This is a genomic window from Bacteroides cutis (assembly GCF_900241005.1).
GTDB lineage: Bacteria > Bacteroidota > Bacteroidia > Bacteroidales > Bacteroidaceae > Bacteroides > Bacteroides cutis.
Map to the genome: position 1 here is coordinate 1 of NZ_OEST01000005.1, position 14636 is coordinate 14636.

Annotated in this window: 10 protein-coding genes; 9 read left to right on the plus strand and 1 reads right to left on the minus strand. The window is 40.3% G+C overall.

All coding sequences use genetic code 11. The features are described from left to right. Positions 1–93 precede the first annotated feature (93 nt). From C1A09_RS11400 to C1A09_RS16760, 9 genes are all read left to right on the plus strand, one after another. Complete coding sequence (locus tag C1A09_RS11400) at positions 94–3231, plus strand: SusC/RagA family TonB-linked outer membrane protein (protein WP_281258241.1); 3138 nt, start codon at positions 94–96, stop codon at positions 3229–3231. Between the two features lie 22 nt (positions 3232–3253). After that, a complete protein-coding gene (locus tag C1A09_RS11405; RefSeq protein ID WP_101544781.1) occupies positions 3254–4846 on the plus strand; it encodes a RagB/SusD family nutrient uptake outer membrane protein in 1593 nt (530 codons plus the stop codon). Between the two features lie 20 nt (positions 4847–4866). Beyond that, positions 4867–5775 carry a zinc-binding metallopeptidase gene (locus C1A09_RS11410; RefSeq protein WP_101544280.1) on the plus strand — a complete coding sequence of 303 codons (909 nt, stop codon included), beginning with the start codon at positions 4867–4869 and terminating at the stop codon, positions 5773–5775. A gap of 11 nt (positions 5776–5786) precedes the next feature. Continuing rightward, positions 5787–7061 carry a DUF4302 domain-containing protein gene (locus C1A09_RS11415; protein WP_158557812.1) on the plus strand — a complete coding sequence of 425 codons (1275 nt, stop codon included), beginning with the start codon at positions 5787–5789 and terminating at the stop codon, positions 7059–7061. A gap of 218 nt (positions 7062–7279) precedes the next feature. Continuing rightward, positions 7280–8539, plus strand: a complete 1260-nt coding sequence (gene hflX / locus C1A09_RS11420) for a GTPase HflX (RefSeq protein ID WP_101544784.1) — start codon at positions 7280–7282, stop codon at positions 8537–8539. A 21-nt stretch (positions 8540–8560) separates the two neighbouring features. Further along, the gene (locus tag C1A09_RS11425; protein WP_101544283.1) at positions 8561–10558 is read left to right on the plus strand and encodes a DUF4954 family protein; all 1998 of its coding nucleotides are present in this window, start codon (positions 8561–8563) and stop codon (positions 10556–10558) included. 71 nt (positions 10559–10629) lie between these two features. Next, on the plus strand, positions 10630–12270 hold the full coding sequence (locus C1A09_RS11430) for a fumarate hydratase (RefSeq protein ID WP_101544286.1): 1641 nt from the start codon (positions 10630–10632) through the stop codon (positions 12268–12270). Positions 12271–12379: 109 nt separating this feature from the next. Continuing rightward, complete coding sequence (locus C1A09_RS16755) at positions 12380–13123, plus strand: acyltransferase (protein WP_370738739.1); 744 nt, start codon at positions 12380–12382, stop codon at positions 13121–13123. Between the two features lie 17 nt (positions 13124–13140). Continuing rightward, positions 13141–13533: an acyltransferase family protein gene (locus C1A09_RS16760; RefSeq protein WP_370738740.1), complete on the plus strand. Its 393-nt coding sequence runs from the start codon at positions 13141–13143 to the stop codon at positions 13531–13533. 1 nt (position 13534) lies between these two features. On the opposite strand, the gene pelA is transcribed toward C1A09_RS16760, so the two are convergent. Then, entirely contained in the window at positions 13535–14635 is a 1101-nt protein-coding gene (pelA, locus tag C1A09_RS11440; protein ID WP_101544289.1) for a pectate lyase, read from the minus strand. Position 14636 lies beyond the last annotated feature (1 nt).

Here is a 14636-nt window from a genome sequence, read left to right on the forward strand (position 1 = left end):
AATAATTTACACCTACCGTATAATGGTTTGTAGTGGATATGTAAATATAAATAACAAGTTCTTTCCATATTCATAATAAGTTAATAGCCAGCAATATACACACCTTACAGTTCTGCGAAGACTTTGCGTGTTTCGTATGTTGGTATGCAGACACTGGAAGTAGCAATAAAACCTCATGTGAAAGTTACTTTAAAGGCTGATAGTGAAGTACTTGATGAGGTTGTTGTCACTGGTATGCAAAAGATGGACAAGAGATTGTTCACCGGAGCTGCTACCAAATTGGCTGCTGATAATGTAAAGCTGGACGGTATCGCTGAAATCAGTCGTGCATTGGAAGGTCGTGCAGCCGGTGTATCCGTGCAGAATGTGTCCGGAACATTTGGTACAGCTCCCAAAATCCGTGTACGTGGTGCTACTTCTATATATGGTAGTTCTAAACCACTATGGGTTGTAGACGGAGTTATTATGGAAGATGTTACTGAAGTAGATGCCGATGCATTGTCTTCAGGTGATGCTGAAACATTAATTTCTTCTGCCATTGCCGGTTTAAATGCTGATGATATCGAAAGCTTTCAAATTTTGAAGGACGGTTCTGCTACATCTATTTATGGTGCACGTGCTATGGCGGGTGTGATTGTAGTTACTACTAAAAAGGGTAAGGCAGGTAGTAATAAAATAAGCTATACGGGTGAATTTTCTCTCCGTATGAAACCTAGCTATCGCAATTACAACATTATGAATTCGCAGGAACAGATGAGTGTCTATCGCGAAATGGAAAGAGGAGGATATTTAAATTTGGCGGAAACTTATCGTGCATCAGATAGTGGTGTATATGGTAAAATGTATCACTTACTCAACACATATGATCCCATAACTGGAAAATATGCTTTGGCGAATACGGTTGCTGCACGTAACGCCTACCTACAGGCTGCTGAATATAGAAATACTGATTGGTTTGATGTATTGTTTAATAATTCTGTTTCTCAAAATCATGCTATAAGCATGTCTTCCGGTACGGATAAGGCTTCTTATTACACTTCATTAAGTGTGATGAACGATCCGGGCTGGTATAAACAAAGTGAAGTAAGTCGTTATACTGCAAATATCAATGCATTATATAATATCTCCAGACATTTGTCTTTGAATTTGATTGGTAACGGTTCATATCGTAAGCAAAAGGCTCCTGGTACTTTAAGCCAAAGTTTGGATGTGGTTTCTGGTGAAGTGAGACGTGATTTTGATATTAATCCTTACTCTTATGCTCTGAATACATCGCGTGCGTTAGATGCCAATGAATATTATGTTCGTAATTATGCTCCTTTCAATATTCTTAATGAGTTGGAGAATAACAATATGAGTTTGGATGTAGTGGACTTGAAATTTCAGGGTGAATTAAAGTGGAAACCTTTTAGAAAATTGGAACTTGCAGCATTGGGTGCTTATAAATATTCAACTACTACACAAAGTCATGAAATCAAAGATTATTCCAATCAAGCCTGGGCATTCCGTGCTATGGATGATGCGACTATGAGAGATGCTAACCCGTGGTTATATACAGACCCGGATAATGTAAACTCTCTACCTGTAAGTGTATTGCCGGTCGGGGGCTTCTACCGTGAAACAAAGTATTCTATGAATAGTTATGATTTCCGTGCGACAGCTAGCTATAACGATGTGTTTAATGATGATCATATCTTCAATTTCTTCGGAGGTATGGAAATCAATGCCGTAGACCGTAAAAAAACTTGGTTCAACGGTGTAGGTATGCAGTATGAGATGGGTATGCTTCCTGCCTATGATTATTTGTATTTCAAGCAAGGTAATGAGGAAAACTCACAGTATTATACGGTAGATGAGACTCGTACCCGTTCAGCGTCATTTTTCGGTACTGCTACTTACTCATATCAAGGGAGGTATACGTTGAATGGTACAGTACGTTACGAAGGAACCAATAAGTTAGGAAAGAGCCGTTCCGCACGTTGGCTTCCTACATGGAACGTGTCTGCAGCATGGAACATGCACGAAGAAAAGTTCTTTGAAAGCCTTACCCCGGCATTGTCTAATTTGACTTTAAAGGCTTCTTATTCACTAACTGCTGACCGGGGACCTGCCAGTGTAACTAATTCCAGAGTTGTAATTCAAAGTTATAATCCTTGGCGTCCTTTTACTAGTGTTAATGAGTCCGGGTTGCAAATATATGATCTTGAGAATAGCGAACTTACTTACGAAAAGAAACACGAATTGAATATTGGTGCTGAAATAGGATTTTTGAATAACCGTATCAATCTTTCTGCTGACTGGTATAAACGTAATAATTACGATTTGATAGGTGTTATTAATACTATGGGAGTAGGTGGACAGATCATGAAGTATGCCAATGTAGCTAGTATGAAGTCACATGGTGTAGAATTGACTCTTTCTACCCGTAATATCGTAACGAAAGATTTTAAGTGGAATACAGACTTCATTTTCTCGAAAACTAAGAATGAGGTGACTGATCTTGAATCTACAGCACGTGTTATCGATATGATTACCGGTACTGGTTTTACTATGGCGGGATATCCGGTACGCTCACTTTTCTCTATGGATTTTCAAGGGTTGAATGAAGAAGGATTACCTACTTTTATTAACGAAAAAGGTGAACTGACCGTAAGTGATATTGACTTCCAAGAACGTGACAATAAGGGGCACTTGGTTTATGAAGGACCGACAGACCCTACAATTACCGGTAGTTTCGGTAATGTATTCAGTTATAAGAATTTTAAACTGAATGTATTTATGACTTATTCGTTTGGTAATGTTATCCGTCTGGATCCTGTGTTTAGTAATCGCTATTCCGACCTTGATGCAATGCCCAAGGAATTTAAAAATCGTTGGACCGTTGCCGGTGATGAAAATACTACGAATATTCCGGTCATTGCCGATAAACGCATGAATAACAATGATAATTATCTGCGTTATGCCTATAATGCTTACAATTATTCTACCGCTCGTGTAGCAAAAGGTGATTTTATCCGTATGAAGGAAATCTCATTATCATACGATTTCCCGAAAAATTGGTTGAAACCTCTGAAAGTGAGTGATCTTTCACTGAAATTGCAGGCAACAAATCTTTTCCTGATTTATGCTGATGATAAGTTGAACGGTCAGGATCCGGAATTTTATAATACCGGCGGTGTGGCTGCTCCTGTCCCCAGACAATTTACACTTACTGTAAGATTAGGCATTTAAAATACAATAATATATGAAGGATATGAAAAAGAACAGTTTACTATATATATTGATTGGCTCTGCTATAACATTGGCTTCGTGTGCCGATTTTCTGGATACGATGCCTGACAATCGGGCCGAAGTGAACACTGAAAGTAAAATTACCAGTTTGTTGGTGTCTGCCTATCCGGGTAATACGGATGTGGTGTTGGCGGAAATGGCATCGGATAATGCCGTGGATAACGGTTCCAGATATTCTATAGAAGATAAGGCACAGGAAGAGGCCTATTTATGGAAAAATATTACAAGTACCGGTAATGATTCTCCCAAAAGTTATTGGGATGCATGTTATAATGCTATTGCATCTGCCAATCAGGCTTTGGCTGCAATTGAAGAGATGGGAAATCCGGCCAGTTTGCAAGCACAACGCGGTGAAGCTTTGATGTGTCGCGCTTACGGACATTTTGCGTTAGCAAATCTTTTTTGCCTACCTTATAATCCTGAAACAGCCGAACAGGATCTGGGAATACCTTATTCTGATAAACCTGAGACAGAAGTAGCTCCTGCCTATCAGAGGGGTAATATGAAAGAGCTCTATGCCAAAATAAATAAAGATATAGAAGAGGCACTTCCATTGGTAAATGATGGAATTTATAAGGTTCCTAAATATCATTTTAATAAAAAGGCTGCTTATTCATTTGCTGCACGTTTTAATCTGTACTACAAAAATCTGGATAATGTGATAAAATATGCCAATGTAGTATTGGGTACAGTTCCGCAAAAAATGTTGAAAAACTGGTATAGTATTGTGATAGAAAGCGGTACTCCTAACTGGGATAACCGTGTGGATGCTTATATCAATGCCAGTGATCCTGCTAATTTGTTACTTCTTCCGGTGACCTCTTCTTGGGGATATTGGGGAGGACCTTATGATATAGGTACTCGATATGGTCATTCTAAAGATCTTTGCATGACGGAAACCGGTCGAGCTATAGGTATGTGGGGAAACCATTATCAGTTGTTACCCTTTAAAAATGTGTGGGGTATGGACCAAAAATTTGCGGTAGGTAAAGTGGGTGGCTATTTCTTCTATACTGATAAGGTAAATGGAATTGGTTATCGTAAGAATGTTATTTTAGCATTCAGCGCAGATGAAACTTTGCTTTGCCGCGCTGAGGCTTATGCGCTGAAGGGAATGCTTAATGAGGCTACTGCGGATATCAATTCATGGCTTTCTACACATACTCGTATGTTTGCCGATCCTAATCAACCGGCTCCCGGTGATGCTCCTTTACAAGTGACTACGGAAGAAATCGTGAATTTCTATAAGGCCATCAAGTGTATGCCACTTGACAATAGCGAACGTACCATTAAGAAGGAGATAAATCCTATCGGCTTTACGCTGGCTGAAGGTGATCAGAAAGAAATGATACAATGTATTTTGCATTTACGTCGTATCGAGACTATACATGAAGGACTACGTTGGCAGGATATCAAGCGTTATCGCATAGAAATTTCGCATAATCGCGAAGGACAGGTAAATGATGTTTTGAAAGCTGATGATCCACGTCGTGCCTTCCAATTACCGGCTGATGTGATAAGTGCAGGACTTGAAGCGAATCCACGTAATAAATGACTTTTATAAACGAAACGAATATGAAAAAAATAAAATGGATATTTATGTTACTCACTGCTCTTATGTTAGGAGCGTGTAGTGAAGATGACTTGAATTCGAACAGTATCTTTGATACGGAAGATACCGGAGTTCAGAATGAGTTTGATTCATGGTTGCTCAATAACTATGCCGGACCTTTCAATATCAATTTCAAGTATCATCTGGAAGATAAAGAAACGGATATGGGGTATAATCTTGTCCCTGCCGATTATGATAAATCAGTAGCACTGGCTAAGATGGTGAAGTTCTTGTGGCTTGATGCTTACGAAGAACTGGCAGGACCACATTTTATTCGTACTTATTGCCCTAAAATAATACAGTTGATAGGTTCACCGGCTTATAACAGTAAAGGAGAAGTTGTATTGGGTACAGCAGAAGGTGGTCTTAAGATTACACTTTATAATGTAAATGCCATTGATTTGGACAATATAGACATTGATGAACTGAATTATTGGTATTTCAAGACTATGCACCATGAGTTTGCACATATTCTGCATCAAACTAAGGAATATTCTACCGATTTCGGTACTATATCCGCCAGTAACTATCAGGCTGGGAGTTGGGTGAATGTAGAAGAAGTGGTACACCCACAGTTGGGAAAGATTTCTCCTGCCGCACTTAATATGGGATTTATTTCTTCTTACGGTAGTTCTGAACCACAAGAAGATTTTGTAGAGTTCATTTCTATTTATGTTACTCATACGGCGGAATATTGGGATGCGTTGGTTAGCTTGGCAAACGATTATGGACGTGAGATCATAGATCAAAAGCTGGCTATTGTGAAAGATTACATGAAAACTACATGGGAGATTGATTTGGATGAGCTTCGTACCGTAGTACAGCGTCGTTCACAAGAGGTCTTGGACATGGATTTATCAACACTTAATTAATGGATACGATTATGAAGAAAATATACTATCTATTTTGTTTGGTTGCGGTCATGATGGCGTCTGCATGTACTCACGAGGAAGAAGATTTGTTTGACTCTTCATCTGCCGACCGTGCCGATGCGACAATCAAAGCTTATACGGATATATTGACCGGAGCCGAAAACGGATGGCTGATGGAGTATTATCCTGAAATGCAGCAAAAGTATGGCGGTTACAATACATTGGTGAAATTTGAAAAAAATGGTAAGGTTAGCGTATCGAGTGATGTTTATGAGGCAACCGATGTGGCTACCAGTCTCTATTCTGTGAAGCAGAGTGCAGGCGTAATGCTTTCTTTTGATACTTACAATGAAATTTTTCATTTTTATTCTGATCCTGACGATCCATCGGGGTTGGGAGGTCCCGGATATGGAATGGAAGGTGACTATGACTTCTTGATACTGGAAGCTACTCAAGAAAAAGTGGTATTGAAAGGTAAGAAGAGTGGTAATGTAGCTGTGATGACTCCGGTTAGTGGTAACTGGGAAGATTATATTACAGAAATCCAAACGGTGGAAATAGCTATGTTCAGCAATAAGTTCACGATGACGGTAGATGGTATGGAGATATTTGTACGCAGATCACAACGTACTTTGTCATTGAGCTATGAGGTGAATGATGAAACGGTATCGCAAAAGGTATCTTATATTGTGACCCCTACTGGTATGAAATTCTATGCTCCCATAACTGTGAATGGTACTGAATTTGCAGATTTGATTTATGATGTATCGACTGATGCTTTCACTTCTTCTACTTCTGGTGTTACTATGATTAAAATACCACCTACGGTAAATGAATTGTTTGTAGAAGGTGATTGGTTTATCGCTTACAGCCAGTTGGGTGAATATGCCAAACCTTATTTTGATAAGGTGAAAGAAATGGAAGATGGATTAGGCGAGGTTCTGCAATATGCTTTTATGGGTACTATGCTCTCTGAAACAGGTACATTTGGTTTTAACTTTATCAGTAGTGGCTATGGTGGTGTGCTGCATTTTAACTACCAATTGGTTGGCGATAACCAGATAGCATTACAATGTGCTCTGACCGGTGAAGGTAATGGGGTATGGTATCATAATGAAGGTATGTACAATGCTTTGGTACCGTTTGGTTACAGTAGTGCACGTTTGTTTACATTGACTACGGACGATATAAAAAATCCGAGTTATATTACTTTAACCGAAGATGCCAATCCTACAAATAGTATGACGTTGTTTGCTGCACAAATCTCATTTCCGCTAGATAAGTAAGATAATGTTTGATTGAATATCGATTGGATATAAAATCCCCCTGTACTGAAGTACAGGGGGATTTTTAGTAGGAACCTTTTATTTATGCTTTCTTTTTCACTATATTTGTCGCCATATAAATGATAATTTAGCCCAGCTAAACTCCCATTTATATGTCAATTGTTCCGGTCAGAGCCGGAGTGTGATTATATAATAAGGTATAAGGACAGAATATGGCAATGAAAGAATTTATAATTTCCGAGGCACAGGTTGAAACTGCGGTATTGGTTGGTCTTATCACGAAGACTCAAGATGAGCGTAAGACGAACGAATATCTCGACGAACTGGCATTCTTGGCTGAGACAGCCGGGGCGGAAGTAGTGAAAAAATTTACTCAGAAGTTAGATCAGGCAAACTCTGTGACATATGTCGGTAAGGGTAAGCTGGAAGAAATAAAAGAATATATCCATAACGAAGAAGAAGCTGAGCGTGAAGTAGGTATGGTGATTTTCGATGATGAACTATCGGCGAAACAGATACGTAACATTGAAGCGGAATTGAAAATCAAAATATTGGATCGTACTTCACTTATTCTTGATATTTTTGCGATGCGTGCACAGACTGCCAATGCTAAAACGCAGGTGGAGCTGGCACAATATAAGTATATGCTTCCCCGTTTGCAACGCCTGTGGACTCACTTGGAACGCCAGGGTGGTGGCTCTGGTGCTGGTGGAGGAAAAGGTTCTGTTGGTTTGCGTGGTCCGGGTGAGACACAGTTGGAAATGGACCGTCGTATCATCTTGAACCGTATGGCATTACTGAAAGAACGTTTGGCTGAAATTGACAAGCAGAAGTCTACCCAGCGTAAAAATCGTGGGCGTCTGATTCGCGTTGCTTTAGTAGGATATACCAATGTGGGAAAATCCACTTTGATGACCTTGCTTTCCAAGAGCGAAGTTTTTGCAGAAAACAAGTTGTTTGCAACGTTGGACACTACGGTGCGCAAGGTTATTATCGAGAATTTACCTTTCTTGTTGTCCGATACGGTAGGTTTTATCCGTAAGTTGCCAACTGATCTGGTAGATTCTTTTAAATCTACTTTGGATGAGGTACGTGAGGCCGACTTGTTATTGCATGTTGTTGATATTTCTCATCCTGATTTTGAAGAACAGATAGAAGTGGTAAACAAGACATTGGCCGATATCGGTGCATCCGGTAAACCCATGGTGCTTGTATTCAATAAGATAGATGCTTATACTTATATAGAGAAAGCAGTCGATGACCTTACCCCCAGAACCAAAGAAAACTTAACACTCGAAGAACTGATGAAGACGTGGATGGCAAAAATGGAGGACAATTGTCTCTTTATTTCTGCCCGCGAAAAGATTAATCTGGAGGAGCTGAAGAGTGTGGTTTATCAACGTGTCAAAGAATTGCACGTACAGAAGTATCCTTATAACGATTTTCTTTATCAGACTTACGAAGATGGTGAGGAATAATTTTCAAAACTGATAAGGATTATGAATTACAGAAACTTGACCGAAGATGAAGTGCTCCGGTTAAAGAGTCAGTCGTGTTTGGCTGACGATTGGGAGAAAGTAACCGTTGCAGAAGGTTTTACAACGGAATTTGTACATCATACCCGTTTCTCAGGGGAGGTACGTTTAGGAGTTTTTCAGTCGAGTTTTACTTTGCCGGGAGGAATTAAGAAACATTCCGGGTTGCGACATGTCACACTTCACAATGTGACGGTAGGTGACAATTGCTGTATTGAAAACATCCAGAACTATATTGCCAACTATGAGATTGGACATGACACTTTCATTGAGAATGTAGATATTATTTTGGTTGACGGTCTTTCCAAGTTCGGTAATGGAGTAGAGGTTTCTGTTTTGAACGAGACAGGGGGACGTGAGGTACTCATCAATGACAAGTTATCTGCCCACCAAGCTTATATCATGGCGCTTTATCGCCATCGTCCTGAACTCATTGCCCGGATGAAGGAAATTACGGATTTTTATTCCAACAAACATGCTTCTGATGTCGGTTCTATCGGTAATCATGTAATGATACTCAATACTGGTTCTATTAAGAATGTGCGTATTGGTGATTATTGCCGTATCTGTGGTACGTGCCGTTTGTACAACGGAAGTATTAATAGTAATGAGGTCGCTCCTGTGCATATCGGTCATGGCGTTATCTGCGATGATTTTATTATTTCCTCCGGTTCGCATGTAGATGATGGCGCGATGTTGAGTCGTTGCTTTGTGGGGCAAGCTTGTAAATTGGGACATAACTATTCCGCTTCCGATTCTTTGTTTTTCAGTAACTGCCAAGGAGAGAACGGTGAAGCATGTGCTATCTTTGCTGGCCCTTATACCGTGACGCATCACAAATCTACTCTTTTGATAGCCGGTATGTTCTCATTTATGAATGCAGGTTCGGGGTCTAACCAGAGTAATCACATGTATAAACTTGGTCCTATCCATCAGGGTACATTGGAACGTGGTGCCAAGACTACTTCCGATTCTTATATCCTATGGCCTGCTAGGGTAGGGGCCTTTTCTCTCGTTATGGGACGTCACGTCAACCATTCCGATACTTCTAATCTCCCCTTTTCTTATCTGATAGAGCAGAATAATACTACTTATCTTGTACCAGGTGTCAACTTACGTAGCGTCGGTACGATCCGTGATGCGCAGAAATGGCCGAAACGTGACAAACGTACCGATATTAACAAATTGGATTTTATCAATTATAATCTTCTCAGTCCTTACACCGTACAGAAGATGTTTAAGGGGCGGGAGACTTTGATAAATCTCCGTCATGCTTCCGGTGAACTTTCTGACATCTACTCTTTTCACAGTGCGAAAATCCGTAACTCGGCTTTGGTAAAAGGTATTGGTTTCTATGAAATTGCTATTCATAAATTCCTGGGTAATTCCATTATCAAGCGTTTGGAAGGTATCAATTTCTTGAGCGATGATGAAATTCGTGCCCGGTTGAAACCCGACACATCTATTGGTAGTGGTGAATGGGTCGATATATCCGGTTTGATTGCTCCCAAAAGTGAGATAGATGCTTTAATAGAGGGTATTGAAACAGGTGTGGTAAATCGTTTAAAGTATATTAATGCCGAGTTTGAACGGATGCACCGGAACTATTATACTTATGAATGGACATGGGCTTACGAGAAACTGGAAGAATATTACGGTATCAATCCTGAAAATATAACTTCTGAAGACATTATTCATATTGTAGAAAAATGGAAAGAATCTGTTGTTGGCCTTGATCGTATGGTTTACGAGGATGCTAAGAAAGAATTTTCCTTGGCTTCTATGACTGGTTTCGGAGCCGATGGTTCTCGAGTAGAGAAAGAACTGGATTTTGAACAAGTGCGTGGCGATTTTGAAAGTAATCCGTTCGTCACGGCTGTTTTGAAACATATTGAGGTAAAGACAGAGCTTGGAGATGAGTTGATAGGACGAATGAAGAAGGTAAGTTTTCAGACTAATTAAAGAAATATTTCAATAATAGTTGTTACCTTTGCTACACGAATCACTTTTAAACATTAAATGAACAAGTAATTATGGCAACAACACCTCCGTTCAAGTATCAACCCATGTTTGAAAAGGGGAAAGATACGACTGAGTATTATCTGCTTACGAAAGACTATGTGTCAGTAGGCGAGTTTGAAGGAAATCCTATTTTGAAGATTGAGAAAGAAGGTTTGACTGCAATGGCTAATGCGGCTTTTCGTGACGTTTCGTTTATGTTGCGTCGTTCTCACAACGAGCAGGTTGCTAAAATTTTGAGTGACCCCGAAGCAAGCGATAACGATAAGTATGTGGCGTTGACTTTCTTGCGTAATGCAGAAGTGGCCTCCAAAGGCGTACTTCCTTTCTGCCAAGATACCGGTACTGCGATTATCCACGGCGAAAAAGGACAGCAAGTATGGACAGGTTATTGTGACGAAGAGGCTCTTTCGCTGGGTGTTTACAAAACATATACAGAAGAAAATCTGCGTTATTCGCAGAATGCTCCTTTGACTATGTATGATGAAGTTAATACGAAGTGTAACCTTCCGGCGCAGATTGATATTGAAGCTACCGAAGGTATGGAGTATGAATTCCTTTGTGTAACCAAAGGCGGGGGGTCAGCCAATAAGACTTATCTTTATCAGGAAACAAAAGCTATCCTGAATCCAGGCACACTTGTTCCTTTCCTCGTAGAAAAGATGAAAACGTTGGGTACGGCTGCGTGTCCTCCTTATCACATCGCTTTTGTCATCGGAGGTACTTCTGCCGAAAAGAATTTGCTGACTGTGAAATTGGCATCTACGCATTTCTATGACAATCTGCCTACTACCGGTAATGAATTCGGACGTGCTTTCCGTGACATTGAACTGGAAAAGAAGGTATTGGAGGAGGCTCACAAGATTGGTCTTGGTGCACAATTCGGTGGTAAGTACTTAGCTCACGATATACGTATTATCCGTTTGCCGCGTCATGGTGCTTCTTGTCCGGTAGGTTTGGGCGTTTCTTGTTCTGCCGACCGTAACATTAAATGTAAAATCAATAAAGAAGGTATTTGGATTGAGAAACTGGATAGTAATCCGGGTGAACTAATTCCGGAGGAACTTCGTAAGGCAGGTGAGGGTGATGTTGTTAAGATTAACCTGAACCAACCGATGAAAGATATTCTGAAAGAATTGACTAAATATCCGGTTTCTACCCGTTTGTCATTGAATGGTACCATTATTGTAGGTCGTGATATTGCTCATGCTAAGCTGAAAGAGCGTTTGGACCGTGGTGAAGATTTGCCGCAATATATCAAAGATCATCCTATCTATTATGCTGGTCCTGCCAAAACTCCGCAAGGTATGGCTTGTGGTTCTATGGGACCGACCACTGCCGGACGTATGGATCCTTATGTGGATCTCTTCCAGAGCCACGGTGGAAGTATGATTATGCTTGCTAAAGGTAACCGTAGCCAGCAAGTTACGGATGCATGTAAGAAATATGGTGGTTTCTATCTTGGTTCTATCGGTGGACCTGCCGCTATTTTAGCACAGAACAATATTAAGAGTATTGAATGTGTGGAATATCCGGAATTGGGTATGGAAGCTATCTGGAAGATTGAGGTGGAAGATTTTCCTGCATTTATTCTGGTAGATGATAAGGGTAATGACTTCTTCAAGCAATTGAAGCCTTGGAATTGCACTAAATAAATGTATATTTATGCTGTTTTAACAGCTGATGCTAAAAAGCCGTTTCGGAATATTTCGTAAACGGCTTTTTTCTATCTTTGCATTACTAATTATTAATTAATCTGATAGTATGGAACAAACTCTTTCACGACAAAATCAAAGACAACACATTGTATGGCTAGATGTAGTCCGGTTGGTGGCTATGTTTACCGTGGTCTGTTGTCACAGTGCAGATCCTTTTAATTTCTATCCGGGGACTTCACCTGACATTGCCAACATTAAGTTTTGGGGAGCAATTTATGGTGCAATACTTCGTCCATGCGTACCTCTATTTGTTATGATTACTGGTGCGTTGTTGCTTCCGGTACATGGTGAAACATCGGTGTTTTACAGAAAACGTATTCCCCGCGTATTCTTTCCTTTCCTTATCTGGTCTGTAATCTATAATCTTTTTCCGTGGATAACGGGGATGCTGGGCATAGACCCCCGGGTTATTCTTGATTTTTTCCCTTATTCGGGAGAAGAGGTTATGCGTCAGTCGTTTGCTGTAAGTTTGGAGTATATTGCCCAAATACCTTTTAATTTTTCCATTCTTGCTGTTCATATGTGGTACATCTATTTGTTGATAGGGCTTTATCTTTATTTGCCCATATTTTCAGCATGGGTGGAGAAAGCGTCGGAACGCGCTAAATTATGGTTTCTTGTTGCATGGGGACTTTATTATTACCTTATTATAATGAATTCATTGCTCAATACTTGTGGGGAAGTTGTTCGTGGAATGCTTTTGGAATGTTCTATTATTTTGCGGGTTTCAATGGTTACCTGTTTTTGGGACATTATCTTCGGAACCACGATTGGAGTGGTAGTAAATTGATGTTATTAGGTATTCCGATGTTTTTAATTGGATATGCTGTTACGTTCTTCGGCTTCCGCCATATTACATCGTTACCGGAATATACAGATGAGATGCTGGAGCTATTTTTCACATATTGCTCTCTGAATGTAGTAATGATGACAATTCCTATATTTATGTTTTGCAAACGGGTGAATATAAAATCAGAAAAGGTTAAGAAAGCCTTGGCTAATTTGACCCTTTGTGGTTTTGGGGTTTATATGATACATTATTTCTTTACTGGTCCCAGTGTAGTACTGATGCGAGTCATTCATGTACCGATCTGTTTACAAATCCCTTGTGCAGCGGTAGTGGCATTCTGTGTATCATGGTTTTTGGTGTCAATGGCCTATCGTTGTTTCGGTAAGAGTACAAAGTGGGTAATGGGATAGTTTATAACTTTTTTTTCCATTGCTCGTACTTTTTTAATACCTTCAGCCCTTCACTGTTGTACCAGCTGTATCCGTTACGGCGTTCATAACCGATTTCGGAGATGTCATATTTCTTGATGCCATCGCGATCACAGAAGAAGGGCCGATTATCTTCTAAGGTGTAGAATCGTGCCCAAAGCGTGGGGCAATTGAAATCGTCCTGTGGGCAAGGAACCATGCGAAAGTCCTTTTTTCCTTCACTATTGATGAAGGTTTCGCGCATAATACCTGTAATCTTGTTTTGCTTGAACCATTCTACTGCTGACTCCACTGCAGTGATAATCTCAGAGGAGGGATTGGGAATGGACATCAGTAATAAAACAATATTATCAGACTCGGCACCGCTTAGAGAAGGTAATTCATAGGCTCGGGCTTTGGCGGGAGCTAGAGTGTGTTCGTCATGTTGTGCACACCATACGGTGAGCTTTCCATGTTGTTTTACTTGGGTTTTGAGGATACACTCCACGCCTTTGTCAAATGCGGTACGTGCCTTTTCGCAAATACTGTCGGGAACATAGGTATAGGGGGGCTTTCTTTCGTAGACTTCGCGTAGCAAATTCATCACATTCACCATGGCATTGTCATTGTAGGTGATGTGTGTATAGTAACCTGTAGGGCGGGGCCAGAATTGTGGCCAGCCACCATTGGAATACTGTGATTTCAATATATAGTGGATGCCTTCCAAAGTAGCATCTTTATATTTTTCGATATTGGTGGCGAGATAGACACGGGCGAGGTAGCGAATTTCGGTACTGGTGGCATTATTGTCGATAGTGCTCTCATTGATATTACCTTTGGCGGCAAGTACTTTTTTACGTTCCTTTTTGGAAAGTTCGGCTGGCATGAAGATATTCTTAGGCCAGCCACCGGTCGTTTGTTGATATAACAATACATTATCAGCTATACGTATGGCTTCGGGAGTCTTGAAAAAAGAATCTTCCAATTTGGGAGCCATTTTTACCCAGTTTTTATAGGATTGCTTTTCTTGGTAGGTTCTTGTTTCTTGTGCTTGGATACCTATCAGGCAAGCGAGTAATACATATAGTAAAAAAGTTCGTTTCATG

Bases quoted from the DNA above. Each gene is read 5' to 3' on its own strand.
- C1A09_RS11405 (WP_101544781.1), top strand. From the start codon at position 3,254: ATGAAAAAGAACAGTTTACTATATATATTGATTGGCTCTGCTATAACA.
- C1A09_RS11410 (WP_101544280.1), top strand. From the start codon at position 4,867: ATGAAAAAAATAAAATGGATATTTATGTTACTCACTGCTCTTATGTTA.
- C1A09_RS11415 (WP_158557812.1), top strand. From the start codon at position 5,787: ATGAAGAAAATATACTATCTATTTTGTTTGGTTGCGGTCATGATGGCG.
- hflX (WP_101544784.1), top strand. From the start codon at position 7,280: ATGAAAGAATTTATAATTTCCGAGGCACAGGTTGAAACTGCGGTATTG.
- C1A09_RS11425 (WP_101544283.1), top strand. From the start codon at position 8,561: ATGAATTACAGAAACTTGACCGAAGATGAAGTGCTCCGGTTAAAGAGT.
- C1A09_RS11430 (WP_101544286.1), top strand. From the start codon at position 10,630: ATGGCAACAACACCTCCGTTCAAGTATCAACCCATGTTTGAAAAGGGG.
- C1A09_RS16755 (WP_370738739.1), top strand. From the start codon at position 12,380: ATGGAACAAACTCTTTCACGACAAAATCAAAGACAACACATTGTATGG.
- C1A09_RS16760 (WP_370738740.1), top strand. From the start codon at position 13,141: ATGTTTTTAATTGGATATGCTGTTACGTTCTTCGGCTTCCGCCATATT.
- pelA (WP_101544289.1), bottom strand. From the start codon at position 14,635: ATGAAACGAACTTTTTTACTATATGTATTACTCGCTTGCCTGATAGGT.